Genomic DNA, 16,655 nt, shown 5'->3' on the forward strand with positions numbered 1-16,655 from the left:
TCACCATGACCGACGACGACCGGCCCCGCGGTGTCTGGGACCCGACCGCCCTCTTCCCCACGGAACCCACGGAACCCACGGAACCCACCGAGACCACCGAACTCACCCAGCCCGGCGAACCCGGCGCCGGCCGCCCCGCCGTGCCGCCCTCCTTCTTCCCGCCGCCCGCCTCGTCCACCCCGCCCGCCTCGTCCACCCCGCCCGGCCAGGAGCCCACCGCCCCCGCCGGCTTCCCGCCACCCGCCGTTCCCGGCTCGTACTTCACCTTCGATCAGCAGCCCGCCGCTCCCGGCCCGCCCTCTCCGGCCGACCACCAGCCCACCAGGCCGGTCAGCGGTCCCGCCTGGGGCGGTCCGCCGGCGGCGCCGAGCACCGGGCCACCGGCCTGGAGCGGCGAGCCGCCCACTGCTTTCGCCGGCCCGCCGGGGTACGCGGGACCCGCGCCCGAGAGCTGGCAACCGGCCGTCACCGGCAAGTCCAACCGGCTGCCGCTGATCATCCTGGCCGTCGCCCTGCTGCTCCTCGCCGGAACCGCCGGCGGCATCATGCTGCTGCGCCACCAGGACCGCACCGGCACTCAGGCCGCCGACCCCGGGAACCCGACGGTTCCCGACGACGCCCAGCCGGCCGACACCCTGCCGGCCGATGCGCAACCCACCGAGGCCTTCACCACCGAGCCCGGCCCGGCCACACCGGAGTCCACCGAAGCCGCCGACCCGCAGGCCGCCGCGCTGGCCCGGCTGGAGGAACAACGCCGGGAGGACGTCGCCACGGTCGTCCCGGCCGGCCAGTTCGTCGCCCAGATCGCCTCGAAACACCCCGGCATCCGGGACCCGCTGCAGACCGCCGCCGACGGCTCGCACATCTTCCAGGCCACCGACATCCTCACCGAACACGAGCAGCTCCGTGCCGAGCACGGCGACGCCGAACACCCGGTGATCCTGCTCAAGAGCACCGACTACGGCAAACGGCAGCTGATCAACGGCCAGCCGCTCTGGGTCACCTTCGCCACCGGTGACTTCCCCGACCGGCAGTCGGTGCTCGACTGGTGCTCCAACCAGTTCAGCGACCTCTCGGAAACCGAGCTGAAGAACCAGTGCGACGCCCGAACCCTCCGACCGGCCGGATGAGGCGACGACCCGATGACCGACGACCCACCCCCTCCATGGGCCGGCCCCCGCCCCGACCCGCTCCCGCCCGACGCCGATCAGCCGGACGCCGGTGGATCCGCCCCGAACCCGTCCGCACCCCGCGCGGCCGAGTCCCGGGCGGAGCCGGCAGCCGCTCCGGAACAGCCCCTGTTCGGCCACGACGACCGGCTCTTCCCCGCCGGTCCGGCGACCCGGCCGCGCCGGCCCTGGGCGACTCCACCCGGTGTTCGCCCCGGCCCGCCCGACCAGCCACGCACCCGCCGCGACCTGACCGGCAGCCGTGACCCGGGCGACACCGGCCGCGGCGAGCCACCGCCCGGGCGTCGCCCACCACCGGAACCCGCCCGGCAACCGTTCGGCCGTCACCCCGCGGGCCCGCCCGGACCGGACGGAGCCGCGTCCGGATGGCGGAGACCCGGACAGCCACGACAGGAGCCGCCGCCCGCGCGAAAACCCTCCGAACCCTCGGGGCCGGCGCCCGCGCGAGGTCCGTCCGGGCAGCCCGGAAGGGTGTCGCCGCCGCCCGGCGCGCCGGGCGAGGGGCCGGCACGGGATGAGGCGGATCCGCATGTCGGAGTGGTCGCGGGGCCGGTGCGGATCACGGCTGCGGCGTTGTCGAACCGGTCGGCTCCGGGAGTTCTGGCAGCGTCGGTGGCCGCGGGGATCAGCATCGCGGCCTGGACCGGCCGGTCGCTGGCCGGGGGCGTTGGCGGTGGCCTGGTCCTGACGGCCGTACTCGTACCGTTGTTGCTGGTCGTGATCCTGGCAGTCGCGCACCGGCTGCTTCCGGCGGGGGGCGGCTCCGCGGCTGTCTGGGAGTTCACCGTGCGGGCCGCGCACGGCGCCGGCCTGCGGGTGAGCATCCGCACCGGCGCGCCCCGCGACTCGCTGCGCCGCGGTGACCTGGTCCGCGTGGTGCCGGCCCGCCGTGCCCGCCTGCGGCGCAGAGCCCCGGACCGGCACGGGCCGCTCCGCGCGGTGGAGATCCTCACCGCCCTCGGCGGCCCGGTCGTGCGCCGTGTCGACGCCGACCCGTCCCTGCCTCCGGTCCAGATCGCCGGTCTGGCCCTCGCCGTCCTCCTGCTCGCCTCCGCCGCTGCCGCCGTGCTGCCGAGCTGACGGTTCCCGCAGTGCCCGGCTCGGGGAGGAACCGGGACGGCCCGCAAGTGCGCCTCCATCCAGTCGGCGATGTCCTTCGCCACGAGCCGGCGGCCGGGACGCAGCTCCGCGGACGGGATGGTCTCGCGCGGCCGCTCGCCCGAGCGGTTCCGAGTCGACGGGCCTTGGTATACAAGTCGGTACCACCGCAGGGGCGGGGCGGGCGTTTGAAATGTTTCAAGAGTCGTGATTGACTCATCGGGTGACTCTCCAGCCGCGCAACGGGCGCGCACCGTCGGTCAAGGACGTCGCCGCCGCCGCGGGCGTGTCCCTCGGCACCGTCTCCAACGTGCTCAACCGGCCCGCCGTCGTCAGCGCCACCACCCGTGAGCGGGTCGAGCGAGCGATGGCGGAGCTCGGTTTCGTGCGCAACGAGTCGGCCCGTCAGCTGCGTGCCGGGACCAGCCGTGCGCTCGCCTACGTGATGCTCGACGGGGGCAACCCGTTCTTCCACGACGTCGCCGAGGGCATCGAGACCGCCGCCGAGGACGCCGACCTGTCGCTGTTCGTCTGCAACTCCAGCGGCCGCTCCGAGCGCGAGGTCAAACACATCGACCGGCTCGTCCAGCAGCGCGTCCAGGGCATCCTGATCACCCCGGTCGACCCGGACGCGCCACACCTGCGCGACATCTCCCAGCGGGGCATCCCGTTCGTCATGGTCGACCGGTTCAGCCGGGACGGCGGGCACTGCTCGGTCGCCGTCGACGACGTGCTCGGCGGCCGGATCGCCGTCGAGCACCTGATCGACCGCGGCCACCGGCGGGTCGCGTTCGTCGGCGGGCCGGACAGCATCGGCCAGGTCCGCGAGCGGCTGCAGGGCGCGCGGGCGATCTGGGCCGAGTTCGGCATGCCCGAGGAGGACCTGATCCACCTGCCGACCGAGGCGCTGACCGTCGCCGAGGGCCGGTCGGCCGGTGAGCGGCTGGCCGGGCTGCCGACCCGGCGCCGGCCCACCGCCGCGTTCTGTGCCAACGACTTGCTCGCCCTCGGCCTGCTCCAGCACGCGGTCACCGCCGGCCTGCGTGTGCCCGACGACCTGGCGATCGTCGGTTTCGACGACATCGACTTCGCCGCGGCCGCGGCCGTGCCGCTCACCTCGGTGCGCCAGCCCCGGCAGGAGCTCGGGCGCACCGCCGCGCGCCTGGTGCTGGACGAGGCCACCAACCCGGATCACACCCACGAGCAGGCCACGTTCGTGCCGGCGCTGGTGGCGCGCGCCTCCACTGGTACCGTCCGGCGGTGATCCACGACCTGTACGAGGTCATTCACCGCCGCCGAGACGTCCGCGCCGAGTTCACCGGCGCGCCGGTCGATGCGGCGGTGCTCGACCGGGTGCTGACCGCCGCGCACGCCGCCCCGAGTGTCGGCCTGTCCCAGCCGTGGGACTTCGTGCTGGTCCGCTCGCAGCCGCTGCGCCACGCCTTCCACGAGCACGTCCAGACCGAGCGGGACACCTTCGCCGCGACCCTGGAGGGCGAGGCGGGCGAGCGGTTCGCCCGCATCAAGATCGACGGGGTGCGGGAGTCCAGCCTGTCGGTCGTGGTCACCTACGACCCGTCGCGGGGCGGGCCCGCGGTCCTCGGGCGGCACGCGATCGCCGACGCAGGGCTCTACTCGGTCTGCCTCGCCATCCAGAACCTGTGGCTGGCCGCCACCGCCGAGGGCCTCGGCGTCGGCTGGGTGTCGTTCTACCGCGAGGAGTTCCTGCGCGACCTGCTCGGCATCCCGGCGGGGATCCGGCCGGTCGCCTGGCTCTGCCTCGGGCCGGTCACCCACCTCGAAGAGGTCCCCGACCTGGAACGGCACGGCTGGCGCCGGCGGCGGCCGTTGAGCGAGGCGGTGCACGCCGACCGGTGGGGGTGCTGATGCGGCTGCACGTGGGGTGCGCGATGTGGCAGCTCAAGTCGTGGCAGGGCCGGTTCGTGCCGTCCTCGGGTGACCGGCTGCGGGCCTATGCGGGCTGGTGCAACGCGGTGGAGGGGAACACGACCTTCTACGCGACGCCGTCCCTGGACACGGTGCGGACCTGGGCCGAGCAGGCGCCCGCCGACTTCCGGTTCGTCCTGAAACTGCCCCGTGGGGTCACCCACGGCTCGCACCTCTCCGACGTCTCCGCCCTGCCGGAGTTCCTCCGGGTGATCGAGCCGCTCGGGGAACGCGTCCACGCCCTGTGGGTGCAACTGCCGGGATCCTTCGGACCCGGCGATCTGGCGGTCCTCGCACGGTTCCTGCGCCATCTGCCCGATCATTTCCGGTACGCCGTCGAAGTGCGCGATCCCGCCTTCTTCCACGACCCGCACCGGCTCGAGGACACCCTCGCCACGGTCGGCGCGGAGTGGATCCCGTTCGACACCACCGAGTTCTTCCGTACCCCGCCGACCAGCGACGCCGAACGCGACGCCTGGCTCAAGAAGCCCCGGATGCCGCTGCGTACCGCCGCCCTCACCGACCGGCCGATCGTCCGCTACCTGGGCCGCGACGCCGAGGACCGCACCGTCGAAGGCTGGCGCAAGTGGGTGCCGATCGTCGCGGACTGGCTGCGCGAGGGCCGGTCGCCGACGTTCTTCGTGCACACCCCCGACAACGCGGACGCCCCCGGGCTGTGCCGCCGCTTCCACGACGAGGTGCGCGCGCTCGTGCCGGCTCTCGCCCCGCTGCCCACCCCGCTGATCCCGGAGGACGACGGGCCGCCGACGCTGTTCTGACTGCGGTACCGTGCCGCCCATGACGCAGGCACACATCGAAGGACCGGGGAGCCCGGTGGCGTGGACGGCGCGGCATCCGGGCCGGGCGCTGACCGTCGTCCTGCCGGTGCTGCTCGCCATCCAGCTGATCGGCATGTTCGCGGCGCTGCTCACCGCGGCCGTCGAGACCGGTGACTACGCCGGGATCCTGGACCCGACGCTGGAGAGGTTCGGCGACCCGAAGGACTCGATCCCGCCGATCGGCCCGGCCGCGCTGTGGAACCCGCTGCTGTGGATCTTCGGAATCCCGCACTCGCTGGTCGTCCTGATCCCGCCGCTCCCGTTCCTGGGCGTTCTGCTCGGCGTCCTGTCGCTGGCGGCGGCCGGTGGGCGCTCGGTGCGGGCGGCGCTCTGGACGGCGGTGTTCGTGGGCCTGACCGTGCTGACCTACTCGTCGTACGGCGACGTCCTGCACGCCTGGCTGATCGACTAGGGTCCGGCCGCATGGGTGCCCTCTACGACTACTTCCGCGCCGCCGACCCCGCCGCCGTCGCCGGCCTGATGGACCGTAACGACGCCGCGTCGCCGGCGGACCTCGACGAGTGGCCCACCCCGGTGGTCGAGCTCAAGCAGATCGACCCGACCGTGGTCCTCGGGCAGCTGATCGGCTTCATCGACCCGTCGGCGCACGGCGGGACCGGTGACCGCCTGGTCTGGCCGGCCGGCGGCGAGCAGGACACCGACCACGAGGGTCCGTGGGTCACGCTCCTTCCCGACACCATGCGCGACACGCTGGCCGCGTTCGACCACGCCCGGCTGCCGGAGGTGGCGGACCGGTGGATCCGCGTCGAGGAGTTCGGCGACTACCGCGACGGCGACGACGAGTTCGCCGCCGACACCATCACCGAGCTGACCGGCCTGGCCCGCGCGGCCCGCGACGCCGGTGAGCACCTCTTCTGCTGGATGAGCCTGTGAACCGGTGACCGCCGGAAAGGGCCCGGCGATCGCCGGGCCCCTCGGTGCTGCGGGTGTCAGGAGTGCGGGCAGGTGGCGCGGTACTCCTGGATGGCCGAGCCGGACGGGGCCGGGCACAGGAACTGGTCGTAGCGCGTGTCGTTGTCGATGAACCGCTTGAGCCAGGACAGGCTGTACTTGGCCACGGTCACGCTGCCGCCCTGGGTGGGCGCCGAGTGGCTGGCGTTGTTCAGTTCCAGGTACGCCTTCTCCGGTGCGGCGCCCATGCTGGTGTAGAACGGCTCCGAGTGCGACGAGACGGGTGCGACGGTGTCGTTCTCCGCACCGATGATCATGGTGGGCACGCGGACCGTGGACCAGCTCTTGGTGCCGTGCCACGGGGTCATCGGAACCGCCGCCTGCAGCGCGGGCCGGGTGCGGGCCGCGGCCAGGCTGCCACCGCCGCCCATCGAGTGACCCATCACGCCGAGCCGGGTGGCGTCGATGCGGGTGCGCACCGAGCTGGTCGTGGTCAGGTAGTCCAGCGCGCCCAGCAGCTGGGTGCCGCGGCTGTCCGGCTGGTCGAGGGTGCTGCGGGTGTCGATGGTGATCACCACGAAGCCCTGGGAGGCCAGGCGCGGGCCGAGCCAGGCGATGCTGGACTGGGACGCGGTGAAGCCGGGGGAGATGGCGACCGCGCCGAACGTCCCGGCGCTGGTGTCGGTCGGGTAATAGATGGTGCCGCCGCCGAACGTGGAGACGCTGGACCGGCTGACGGTGGTCGAGGCGATCGCGAAGCTGCCGCGGGCGGCCTCGATGCTCGCGTTGGTCGGGGCGGGGCCGCGCTCGTACGGGTTGGCGGCGACGGCTGCCACGGGGGCCAGCGCGACGGCCGCTGCCGGGGTCAGGGCGAGGGCCGGCGTGGCGGGGGTCAGGGCGAGGGCGGCCGCGACGCCGGTGGCGGCCAGGAGCGAGCGGGTACGGGTGGGAACGGGCATCTGGAACTCCCTGGGTCGTGGGATTCCCCGAAATCGAACGATGTCGATTACTTAACCCGGCAGTAACAAAGCCGCGGTAATCCCACCGCCCTCCCTGTCGTCACGATATGTCCGGCCGCGGCGGTAAATCGGTTGCGGTGGTGCGCCGGGTCCGCGAGGGTGGTCGCCATGACGTACTGAGGCACTCTCCCGCGCATCCCACCGGCCCGCACCGACCGGCCGGCTCCTCCACCTCCGCGTGCTCCGCGCCGCGTCGAGGCCTCCGTCATGCGAAAGAAGACCCCGTTTTGTCTGAGCAGCACCCTGTCGTGCGGGAACCCGCCACCGTCGAGATCTTCGCCGCGCCCGGCAGCTGGATCGAGTCCGACGCCGTCGACCAGTGCCACCAGGTGGCCCGCCTGGACGGCATGATCCACGTCGCCGGGATGCCCGATCTGCACCCCGGCAAGGGCGCCCCGATCGGCGCCGCGATGACCTCGGCGATCCTCTACCCGTTCCTGGTCGGTTCGGACATCGGCTGCGGCATCGCCGTGTTCCCGTTCCGGATCAAGCGGGCCGTCCCGGAGAAGCTGGCCGCCCGCTTCCCCGACCTGGACCAGCCGGTCGACCCGGGCGACCTGCCCGGCATCGAGATCCCGGCCGGTTACACCGACCAGCTCGGCACCGTCGGCCGCGGCAACCACTTCGTCGAGCTGGCCAAGGTCGACGACGTGCTGGACCCCGGCCACGCCGGCCGGCTCGGGCTGGCCGCCGGCGACCTGGTCCTGATCGTGCACAGCGGTTCCCGCGGCCTCGGCGAGCGGATCCTGCGCGCGCACACCGAGACGCACGGCGCGGGCCCGGCCACCGACCCGCCCGCCTATCTCGCCGCCCACGACGACGCGGTCCGCTGGGGGCACCTGAACCGGCGGCTGATGGCCGAGCGGGTCGCCGTCGCCCTCGGCGCCGAGCTCGGCGAGCCGGTCACCGACGTCTGCCACAACTCCGTCGAGATCCGTGACGGCGCCTACCTGCACCGCAAGGGCGCGGCGCCCGGCGACGGCCACGACGTGCTGATCGCCGGCACCCGCGGCACGCACTCGTTCCTGGTGGCGGGGCACTCCGGGCATGCGGCCGGCTTCTCGGTCGCGCACGGCGCGGGGCGCAAGATGTCCCGGGCCGACGCGCTGCGCCGCGGCAAGGCCAAACACACCGTCGAGGAGCTGCGGCGTACGGCGGTCGGCTCCCTGGTCGTGTGCGGCGACCGGCAACTGCTCTTCGAGGAGGCGCCGACCGCCTACAAGAAGATCGAGCAGGTGATCGGGGACCTGGTCGTGCACCGGCTGGCCACCCCGGTCGTGAGCACGCTGCCGCTGGTCACCTACAAGACCGCCGATCTCGCTCCGCGCCGTGGCGGCCGCCGGTGAGCGTCCATCTGCTGGTGTCCGCCGGACGCGGACCGCAGGAATGCGCCTGGGCCCTGGCCATGCTGGTCCGCCGGCTGGAAGCCGACGCCGCGCGGGGGAGGATCACGACGCGGCGGGTGGAGAGCGTGCCGGGGGAGCGGCCCGGGACGTTCCGGTCGATGATCGTGGAGATCACCGGGGACGGCGCGGAGGAGTTCGCCGCGTCCTGGACCGGGACGCTGTGCTGGCAGGCGCCGAGTCCCTACCGGACCGGGCCGGGCCGCAAGAACTGGTACGTCACTGCGCAGCCGTGCCGGCTCGACGTGGCGGCCACCCCGTTCGACGAGCGGGACGTGGACATCGTCGGCTGCCGGACCGGCGGGCCGGGCGGGCAGCACCGCAACAAGGCCAGCACCGCCGTGCGCGCCACCCACCGCCCGACCGGGACGGTGGTGGTGGTCGACACCGAGCGCCAGTTCAGCCTGAACCGGAGTCTCGCGCTGCGGCAGTTGCGGGAGCGGCTGGAGGCCGGTGACCGGGCGGCGGGCCGGGCCGCCGAGACCACCCGGTGGCGGGTTCACGACGAGCTGGTCCGCGGCGATCCGGTCCGGGTCGAGCGGCCCTGACCGGGGACCGCGCCGAGCTGTTTGACGTGCCGTGACAGCGGGGCGGACTCGACCCGGTCGACACCGTCGAGCCCGTTGACCCGCGCGGTCAGATAGCGGTAGAAGGCGGCCATGTCCCGGCAGATCACCGTCGCCACCAGGTTCGTGGCGCCGGTGGTCGCGGCCGCGAACACCACCTCCTCGTGCTCGGTCAGCGCCGCGCCGACGGCGGCCAGCCGGGCCGGGGACACCGTCATCCAGAGCAGCACCGGCGCCCGGAAACCGAACACCGGCGGGTTCACCTCGACGTCGTAGTAGAGCGTGCCGGAACCGCGCAGCTCCCGCATCCGGCGCCGGACCGTCGACTCCGGCCGGCCGGTCGCCCCGGCCAGCTCGGTGTAACCGGCGCGGCCGTCACGGGCCAGCGCGTCCAGCAACGGACCGTCGCCGTCGGTGATCGGGGCCGGGTCGCCGGCGGACTCCGGCGGGGTCAGAGCGGCGATCTGGTCCGCGGTGAGGGCGTCGTCACGGCGGTCCGGGCCGACCGCGCCGCCGACGTAGTGGTGGATCAGGCAGTGCGCGCTCACCGACACCAGGTTCGGCGTCCGGGGCAGCTTCTGCAGCAGCAGGGCCTCCCGGTCGGCGTGCGCGGCGACCCGGACCGAGCAGGAGACCTCGGTGCCGCCGGAGAACAGGCTCACCCAGGTGGTGTCCGGGCGGCGGGCCAGCGCGCCGGCCAGCGGCGCGGCCGTGTCGGGGCGGGTGTGCAGGCGCAGCATCCAGGTCTCGTAGCCCAGCCGGATCGGGTTGATCAGCCCGACCACGCGGACCCCGGCGGTCTCGCGCAGCCGCCGGTAACGCCGGGCCACCGTCTGGTCGGAGACGCCGAGGACCGTGCCGATCTCGCGCCAGCCGGCCCGCCCGTCGATCCGCAGCGCGTGCACGACCGCCCGATCCAGATCGTCGATTTCCACTGGAGGACCGTATCCCGATGTCGAGATCCGCCGCATCGCCCGCGAATGGTGGTGCGATCTCCGGGATCGGCGGCAGAGTGCGCCACATGCGAAAACGGATGCCGCTGGTCGCCGTCTGTCTCGGCACCTTCCTGCTGCTCGTGGACGTCACCATCGTGGTGGTCGCGCTGCCCAGCATCGCCACCGATCTGCAGGCCGGGCCGCACGACCTGGCCTGGGTGCTGGACGGCTACGCCCTCGCCCTCGCCGCCCTGGTGCTGGGCGCCGGAGCGCTGGCCGACCGGTACGGGCGCCGCGCCACGTACCTCATCGGTCTCCTGATCTTCGCGGTGTCGTCGCTGCTCTGTGCCCTGGCGCCGACCGTGCCCGCGCTGATCGCCGCCCGTGCCCTGCAGGGCATCGGCGGCGCCGCCATGTTCGCCACCACCGTGGCGATCCTGAACGTCACCTACCGGGACCGCGACCGGGGCGCCGCGTTCGGCGTGTGGGGCGCCGTCAGCGGGGCGGCGACCGCGGCCGGGCCGCTCGCCGGCGGCCTGCTCACCGAACACCTCGGCTGGCGCTGGATCTTCCTGGTGAACCTGCCGATGTGCGTGGCCGCCGCCTGGTTCACGCTCCGTTCCGTCACCGAGTCCCGCACCGAGCGGGCCGGGCGGTTCGACGTCCCGGGCACGGTCACGTTCACCCTGGCCGCGACGGCGATCACGTACGGGCTGATCACCGCCGCGGACGACGGCTGGACGTCACCGTCCGTGCTCGGCCCGCTCGCCGCCGGGCTGGCCGGGGTGGCGCTGTTCGGGTACGTGGAACTGCGGTCGGCGGACCCGATGCTGGACCTCACCCTGTTCCGGCGGCCGGCGTTCACCGCGATGATCGTCGCGGCGTTCCTGTGCCACGCGGCCGCGTTCGCGTACCTGCCGTTCACCACCACCTGGCTGCAGTCCGTGCTCGGGCACGGCCCGGTCGACGCCGGGCTGCTCGGCGCGCTGCCGCTGAGCGGGGCCGCGCTGGTCGTCGGCGCGTTCGCCGGGCGGTGGCTGCAGAACGTCCGGCCCCGCATCGCCGTCGGGTCCGGCCTGCTGCTGATCGCCGCCGGCGACCTGGCCCAGTCGATCGTGGACGAGGGCAGCCGGGCGGCGGTGCTGATCCCCGGGCTGATCCTGGTCGGGCTGGGCGCCGGGGTGGTGCTGCCGGTGCTGTCGTCGGCGGTGCTGGTCGAGGTGCCACGCGAGCGCAGCGGCATGGCCGGTGGGGCGCTCAACACGTTCCGGCAACTCGGGTTCGCGTTCGGGGTGGCGATCTTCGGCGCGGTCGTCCAGGACCGGGCCGCCACCGAGGGATACGCGGCCGGGCTCCGCGGCGCGGTGCTCGTCGCGGCGGGGTTCGCGGTGGCCGCGGCGATCACGGTGTTCGCCCTGGCCGGCAGCCGGGCGCCGGCGGCCGGAACGGTCCGAACCGTGAAAAACGGGTGACATCCACTGGCGGCGGTGCGGCAGCATGGCCCCGTGGTGGATGCGCGCGGTCCCGTCCGGTACCTGTGGTGGCTGGTCCGGGAAGTGAAGGGGAAGGTCGCCCTCGGGGCGATCTACGGATCACTGTGGTTCGTCAGCCTGGCCGTCACGCCGTACCTCATCTCGCAAGCGATCGACCGCGGCCTCACGCCGCCCCGCCCCACCGCACTTCTCGCCTGGGCCGCGGTCGTCCTGGCCGTCGGCGTCGCCAGCGCCTGGCTCGGCATCATGCGGCACCGCAGCATGACCCGGCTGCGGCTGGCCGCCGCCCTGCGCACCGCCGACCTGGTGATGACGCACGCCACCCGGCTCGGCGCCGCCCTGCCCCGGCGGGTCACCGCCGGTGAGGTCGTCACCATCGGCATCTCCGACGTGTGGACGGTCGGCCGGGCGATGAACGTCGGCGGCGTCGGGGTCGCCGCGGTCGTCGCGTTCGCCGTGATCGCGGTGCTGCTCCAGCGGATCTCCGGCCTGCTCGCCGTCGTCGTCCTGGTGGGCGTTCCGGTGGTGGCGCTGACCATCGGCCCGCTGCTGCGCCGCACGCAGCGGGCCGCCGCCCGGTACCGCGAGCACCAGGGCGGCCTCAATTCCCGGCTGGTCGACATCGTCGGCGGCCTGCGGGTGCTCAACGGCCTCGGCGGCAAACAGGCCCACCAGGAGCACTACGAACGGGAATCGGCGAAACTGCGCGAGCAGGGCTACCGGGTCGGCGAGCCGTCCAGCTGGATCGGCGCGCTCGGCGAGGGCCTGCCGGTGGTCTACCTCGCCGTCGTCATCTGGCTGGCGGCGCGGCTCGCGGTGGGCGGCGGCCTCACGGCCGGTCAACTGGTGGCCGTGTACGGCTACACCGCCATGCTGGTCATCCCGGTCAACGTGATGATCTTCGTCGGGTTCGACGTGACCCGCGGAGTGGTCGCCGCCCGCCGGATCACCGACTTCCTGCGCCTGCCCGGGGACGACCCGGCAGGCGGCGCCGCACCGCCCGGCCCGGCCGTCCTGCACGACCCGGAGTCGGGCGTGTCCGCCGAGCCCGGCCGCTTCACCGCCCTGGCCGGCAACCTGCCCGCCGCATCCGCTCGCATCCTCGACCGGCTCGGCCGTTACCAGCCTGGCGACACCACCTGGGGCGGTCGGCCGCTCGCCGGCATCGCCCAGCCGGAGATCCGCTCCCGGATACTGGTCGCCGCCCACGACGCCGACCTGTTCGCCGGAACCCTCCGCGACGTCGTCGCGGGCCGCGCCGACCCCGACGACGACCGGGTCCGGCTCGCCCTGGACACCGCCGTCGCCCACGACGTCGGCGCCGACCTGGCGAGACCCGTCACCTGGGGCGGGCGCAACCTGTCCGGCGGGCAGCGGCAGCGGGTCCGCCTGGCCCGCGCCGTCTATACCGACCCGGAGATGCTGCTCGCCGCCGAACCCACCTCGGCCGTCGACGCGCACACCGAAGCCGCCATCGCCGACCGGCTCAGCGCCGCCCGCCGCGGCCGCGGCACCGTCCTGGCCACCACCTCGCCGGTGCTGCTGGACCGTGCCGACACCGTGCACTACCTGGTCGACGGCCGGGTCGCGGCCACCGGCACCCACCGCGGGCTGCTGGCCGCCGAACCCGGCTACCGGGCGCTCGTGGCCCGTGCCTTCGGAGAGGACTCCTTCGAAGGGGAGGGCGCATGACCAGCCCGCTGCCCATCGCCGACCGGCGCGAGGTCGCGCGCGCGGCCCGGCGGCTCGTCGCGGCCGACCGGCGGGCCGTCGCCGGGTTCCTCGCCCTCAGCTCCCTCGCCGCCCTCGCCGGGCTCGGCGGGCCGTGGCTGCTCGGCCGGGTCATCGACACCGTCGCCGCCGGTGGGGGAGCCGGCGACGTGGACCGGCTCGCCCTCGCCGTACTGCTCTGTGCGGTCGCCCAGACCGTGCTGGCCCGGTTCTCGCTGCGGGCCGCGTACCGCTTCGGGGAACGCACCGCCGCCCGGATCCGGGAGACCTTCCTGCGCCGGGTCCTCGGCCTGCCCGCCGCCGTCGTCGAACGCGTCCCCGCCGGCGACCTCGCCGCCCGCGGCGGCACCGACATCGACGCCGTCGCCGGCGCGCTGCGCGACCTGCTGCCCCCGATGTTCGTCGGCGCCGTCCAGATCCTCTATCTGATCTTCGCCGTCGTCGTCCTCGACCCGCTGCTCGGGATCGTCGGTGTCATCGGGTTCACCGGCATCTGGTTCGTCACCCGGTGGTACCTGCGCCGCGGCCGGGACGCGTACCTCATCGAAGGCGAGGCCAACTCCCGCCTCGCCGACGAACTCGCCGCCACCACCCAGGGCGCCCGCACCGTCGAAGCGTTCGGCCTGCACGAACGCCGCCTCGCCGCCGGGCACGCCGCGCTCGCCGAGACCCGGCGGACCCGCCTCGCCACCCTCCGGCTGCGCAGCGTCTACTTCCCGCTGGCCGAGACCTCGTACGCGGTCCCCGCCGTGCTCGTCCTCGTCCTCGGCGGGTTCCTCCACTTCGACGGCCGGGTCAGCGTCGGCACGGTCGCCGCCGCCGTGCTCTACCTGCGGCAGCTCGTCGGCCCCCTGGACAGCATCCTGATCTTCGTGGACCAGTTGCAGGCCGCCGGCGCGTCCTTCGCCCGCGTCGAAGGGCTCGGCGCCGTCCCCGCCCCGCCACCCGCCGACGACCGGGAACCCCGCGACGAACAGATCGAAGTGCGCGGCGTGCGGTACGCCTACGACACCGACCGCGACGTCCTGCACGACGTCGAACTGACCGTCCGCCCCGGCGAACGGCTCGCCGTCGTCGGCCTCTCCGGCGCCGGCAAATCCACCCTCGGCCGCCTCATCGCCGGCGTCGACCGGCCCACCGCCGGCAGCGTCACCGTCGGCGGCGTCCCCATCGCCGACCTGCCACCCGACCAGCTGCGCCGCCACGTCGTCCTGGTCACCCAGGAACACCACGTCTTCCGCGACACGCTCCGCGCCAACCTGATGGTCGACGCCCCCGACGACCGGCTGAGATCCGCGCTGCGCACCGTCGGCGCCGACTGGGCCGACGACCTGGACCGCGACCTCGCCGCCGATCCCCTCGACGGCGCCCAGGCCCAGCAGCTCGCCCTCGCCCGGGTCGTCCTCGCCGATCCGCACACCGTCATCCTCGACGAGGCGACCGCCCTGCTCGACCCCACCGCGGCCCGCACCGCCGAACGCGCCCTCGCCGCCGTCCTGCACGAACGCACCGTCATCGCCATCGCCCACCGCCTGCAGACAGCCCACGACGCCGACCGGGTCGCCGTCATGGACGACGGCCGGATCATCGAGTTCGGCACCCACGACGCCCTGGTCGCGGCGGGCGGCCCGTACGCGGCCCTGTGGCGCTCCTGGCACGGCGACGACAACGTCACCGTCCCGCGATGACCCTCCGCCGGCTCGTGGCGACGCCTGCCTACCGACCCGCTGCCGGGGTGTACTCGGCGCGGCGTTCGACCTCGCCCCTCCTGGAAGCCTCACCGTGGTCCCCGCCGGCGCCGGACGTCGCCCACATCATCGCCGCCACATCATCGCCGCGTAGCGGTGCCGGTGGCCGCCCGTGCCGGAGCCGGCGATGTCGTCGTCCGGTGCTGTCCCGGCCAGATTCCGGCCGGGACGACTGGCACGGTCACGTTCATCGCGGGGTGTACGCCCGGCTTCCGGCGCTGCCGCATTCCGGTACGGGCTAGCTCGCGATCGATGCGGCCGCGAGTCGTTCTGCCCGTTTGTGAGGTCCGGGCCGAATGGAGCGCCCGGCCGTCCGGAGGCTCGCATTCTGTCGTACGCCTGTTCGAACATGAGTGAATGCAAGAGACGATGCAGCAGCTCACCGACCTCACAGCCCAGTGCGCTGCCTGGCGTGTGAGCCCCCTGCCGGACGCCGACCTGCTCGAATTCCTCGACACGGTGCACCACGCCCAGCAGATGCTGCAGGCCGCCCTTCTGCACGCCGTCCACGAGGTCCGCCTGCGTGACATCCGGGCCGGCCGGCACGCCCCGTCCATCAAGATCTGGCTGCGGGACCGGTTGCGGATCAGCCCCCGCACCGCACATCAGTTAATCGTCCAGGCCGCCTCGGTCGACCGTCATGGCGACCTCGACGCCGCGCTCACCACCGGCAAGGTCAACGCCGAACAACTCGCCGTCATCAGCACCGCCCTGGCCACCCTCCCGAAAACCCTCGACCCGAGCATCCGCACCGACTCGGCCGCAACCCTGACCGGATGGGCGGCGCACCTGGACCCCGGCGGCCTGCGCAAAGCCGGGCAGCGCATCCTCGACCACGTCGCACCCGAAGTCGCCGACGCGATCGAACAACGTCGCCTGCGTGCCGCCGAACGCGACGCCCACCAGCAACGCCATGTCACCCTCACCGCGGTCGGTGACGGCCGCATCCGGCTGTCCGGCATCCTCGACAACGAAGCCGCCGCCATCGTCACCGCGGCCCTGGACCCTCTGTGCAAACCCGACACGGTCGCCGCCGAACTGGCCGCCACCGGCCAGGCCCGAACCCCCGGACAGCGGCGGGCGGATGCCCTGGTCGAGGTGTGCCGGCTGGTGCTCGCCGGCGGACCATTGCCCGACAACGGCGGCGACCGCCCTCAGATCGCCGTCACCGTGAGCTACGACCCCCTCCGCGCGGCCCTCGGCACCGGCATCCTGGACTCCGGCGAACCGGTATCCGCAGAAACCGTGCGCCGGCTCGGCTGCGACGCCCGGATCCTGCCGATCATCCTCAACGGCCCCGGCCAGATCCTCGATGCCGGCCGCACCCGCCGCACCGCCACCGGACCCCTCCGCCGGGCGCTGACCATCCGCGACAAAGGCTGCACCTTCCCCGGCTGCGACCGGCCCGCGCGCTGGTGCGACGCCCACCACCTGATGAACTGGGCCGACAACGGCCCTACCAACCTTGACAACCTCGCCCTACTCTGTGGCCACCACCACCGGATCATCCACACCGAGACCAGCAACGGTGATGGCTGGGAGATCCGCATCGCCGACGACGGACTCCCCGAATTCCTGCCACCGGCCTGGCTCGACCCCACCCGCCGGCCCCGCCGCAACCAATACCACCAGCCGACGTGAGGCCACCACAGCCACCCGAGCCGGACCCCGCGGTCCGCAACGGAGGTCCGCGGAGGGGTTCGTTTCGTTGGGCTTGGCGCGTTGGTGGTGTCGCATTCGTGCGGGGTCCGCCCCGCCGGGCCGCGGCGCGATG

At 73.9% G+C, this 16,655-nt stretch carries 15 protein-coding genes; 13 read left to right on the plus strand and 2 right to left on the minus strand.

What is annotated here, in order from left to right; translation table 11 throughout:
• The first annotated feature begins 5 nt into the window (after positions 1-5).
• The 7 genes from Aut01nite_RS15030 (at position 6) to Aut01nite_RS15060 (ending at position 5,968) form a co-directional block, all read left to right on the plus strand.
• Complete coding sequence (locus tag Aut01nite_RS15030) at positions 6-1,130, plus strand: hypothetical protein (protein WP_043523493.1); 1,125 nt, start codon at positions 6-8, stop codon at positions 1,128-1,130.
• 672 nt (positions 1,131-1,802) lie between these two features.
• Positions 1,803-2,270 (plus strand): hypothetical protein, encoded by a 468-nt coding sequence (locus Aut01nite_RS15035; protein ID WP_043523494.1) that lies wholly within the window; start codon positions 1,803-1,805, stop codon positions 2,268-2,270.
• A 241-nt stretch (positions 2,271-2,511) separates the two neighbouring features.
• Positions 2,512-3,552, plus strand: coding sequence for a LacI family DNA-binding transcriptional regulator (locus Aut01nite_RS15040; protein ID WP_043523495.1), 1,041 nt, complete (start codon positions 2,512-2,514; stop codon positions 3,550-3,552).
• On the plus strand, positions 3,552-4,175 hold the full coding sequence (gene bluB, locus Aut01nite_RS15045; protein ID WP_043523569.1) for a 5,6-dimethylbenzimidazole synthase: 624 nt from the start codon (positions 3,552-3,554) through the stop codon (positions 4,173-4,175). The genes Aut01nite_RS15040 and bluB overlap by 1 nt, the downstream gene beginning before the upstream one ends.
• On the plus strand, positions 4,175-5,014 hold the full coding sequence (locus Aut01nite_RS15050; RefSeq protein ID WP_043523570.1) for a DUF72 domain-containing protein: 840 nt from the start codon (positions 4,175-4,177) through the stop codon (positions 5,012-5,014). The genes bluB and Aut01nite_RS15050 overlap by 1 nt, the downstream gene beginning before the upstream one ends.
• 19 nt (positions 5,015-5,033) lie before the next feature.
• Complete coding sequence (locus Aut01nite_RS15055; RefSeq protein ID WP_152628548.1) at positions 5,034-5,486, plus strand: hypothetical protein; 453 nt, start codon at positions 5,034-5,036, stop codon at positions 5,484-5,486.
• An 11-nt stretch (positions 5,487-5,497) separates the two neighbouring features.
• Positions 5,498-5,968, plus strand: coding sequence for a hypothetical protein (locus Aut01nite_RS15060; protein ID WP_043523497.1), 471 nt, complete (start codon positions 5,498-5,500; stop codon positions 5,966-5,968).
• Positions 5,969-6,024: 56 nt separating this feature from the next.
• On the opposite strand, the gene Aut01nite_RS15065 is transcribed toward Aut01nite_RS15060, so the two are convergent.
• Positions 6,025-6,945: a poly(ethylene terephthalate) hydrolase family protein gene (locus tag Aut01nite_RS15065; RefSeq protein WP_043523498.1), complete on the minus strand. Its 921-nt coding sequence runs from the start codon at positions 6,943-6,945 to the stop codon at positions 6,025-6,027.
• Between the two features lie 287 nt (positions 6,946-7,232).
• Between Aut01nite_RS15065 and Aut01nite_RS15070 the strand changes: the two genes are divergently transcribed.
• Complete coding sequence (locus tag Aut01nite_RS15070) at positions 7,233-8,351, plus strand: RNA ligase RtcB family protein (RefSeq protein WP_043523499.1); 1,119 nt, start codon at positions 7,233-7,235, stop codon at positions 8,349-8,351.
• Positions 8,348-8,956: a peptide chain release factor H gene (prfH, locus tag Aut01nite_RS15075; protein WP_043523500.1), complete on the plus strand. Its 609-nt coding sequence runs from the start codon at positions 8,348-8,350 to the stop codon at positions 8,954-8,956. The genes Aut01nite_RS15070 and prfH overlap by 4 nt, the downstream gene beginning before the upstream one ends.
• Here prfH and Aut01nite_RS15080 read toward each other — a convergent pair.
• On the minus strand, positions 8,908-9,909 hold the full coding sequence (locus tag Aut01nite_RS15080) for an Lrp/AsnC family transcriptional regulator (protein WP_043523501.1): 1,002 nt from the start codon (positions 9,907-9,909) through the stop codon (positions 8,908-8,910). The two genes, prfH and Aut01nite_RS15080, sit on opposite strands and share 49 nt — an antisense overlap.
• An 86-nt stretch (positions 9,910-9,995) precedes the next feature.
• On the opposite strand from Aut01nite_RS15080, the gene Aut01nite_RS15085 reads away from it, so the two are divergent.
• The 4 genes from Aut01nite_RS15085 (at position 9,996) to Aut01nite_RS15100 (ending at position 16,522) form a co-directional block, all read left to right on the plus strand.
• Positions 9,996-11,381, plus strand: coding sequence for an MFS transporter (locus tag Aut01nite_RS15085; protein WP_052163371.1), 1,386 nt, complete (start codon positions 9,996-9,998; stop codon positions 11,379-11,381).
• Between the two features lie 36 nt (positions 11,382-11,417).
• Positions 11,418-13,094 carry an ABC transporter transmembrane domain-containing protein gene (locus Aut01nite_RS15090; RefSeq protein ID WP_236642595.1) on the plus strand — a complete coding sequence of 559 codons (1,677 nt, stop codon included), beginning with the start codon at positions 11,418-11,420 and terminating at the stop codon, positions 13,092-13,094.
• Positions 13,091-14,821: an ABC transporter ATP-binding protein gene (locus Aut01nite_RS15095; protein WP_043523503.1), complete on the plus strand. Its 1,731-nt coding sequence runs from the start codon at positions 13,091-13,093 to the stop codon at positions 14,819-14,821. Before Aut01nite_RS15090 ends, Aut01nite_RS15095 begins: the two co-directional genes overlap by 4 nt.
• A 417-nt stretch (positions 14,822-15,238) precedes the next feature.
• Entirely contained in the window at positions 15,239-16,522 is a 1,284-nt protein-coding gene (locus tag Aut01nite_RS15100) for an HNH endonuclease signature motif containing protein (RefSeq protein ID WP_083998589.1), read from the plus strand.
• Positions 16,523-16,655 lie beyond the last annotated feature (133 nt).

Source organism: Actinoplanes utahensis, assembly GCF_016862455.1.
Classification (GTDB): domain Bacteria; phylum Actinomycetota; class Actinomycetes; order Mycobacteriales; family Micromonosporaceae; genus Actinoplanes; species Actinoplanes utahensis.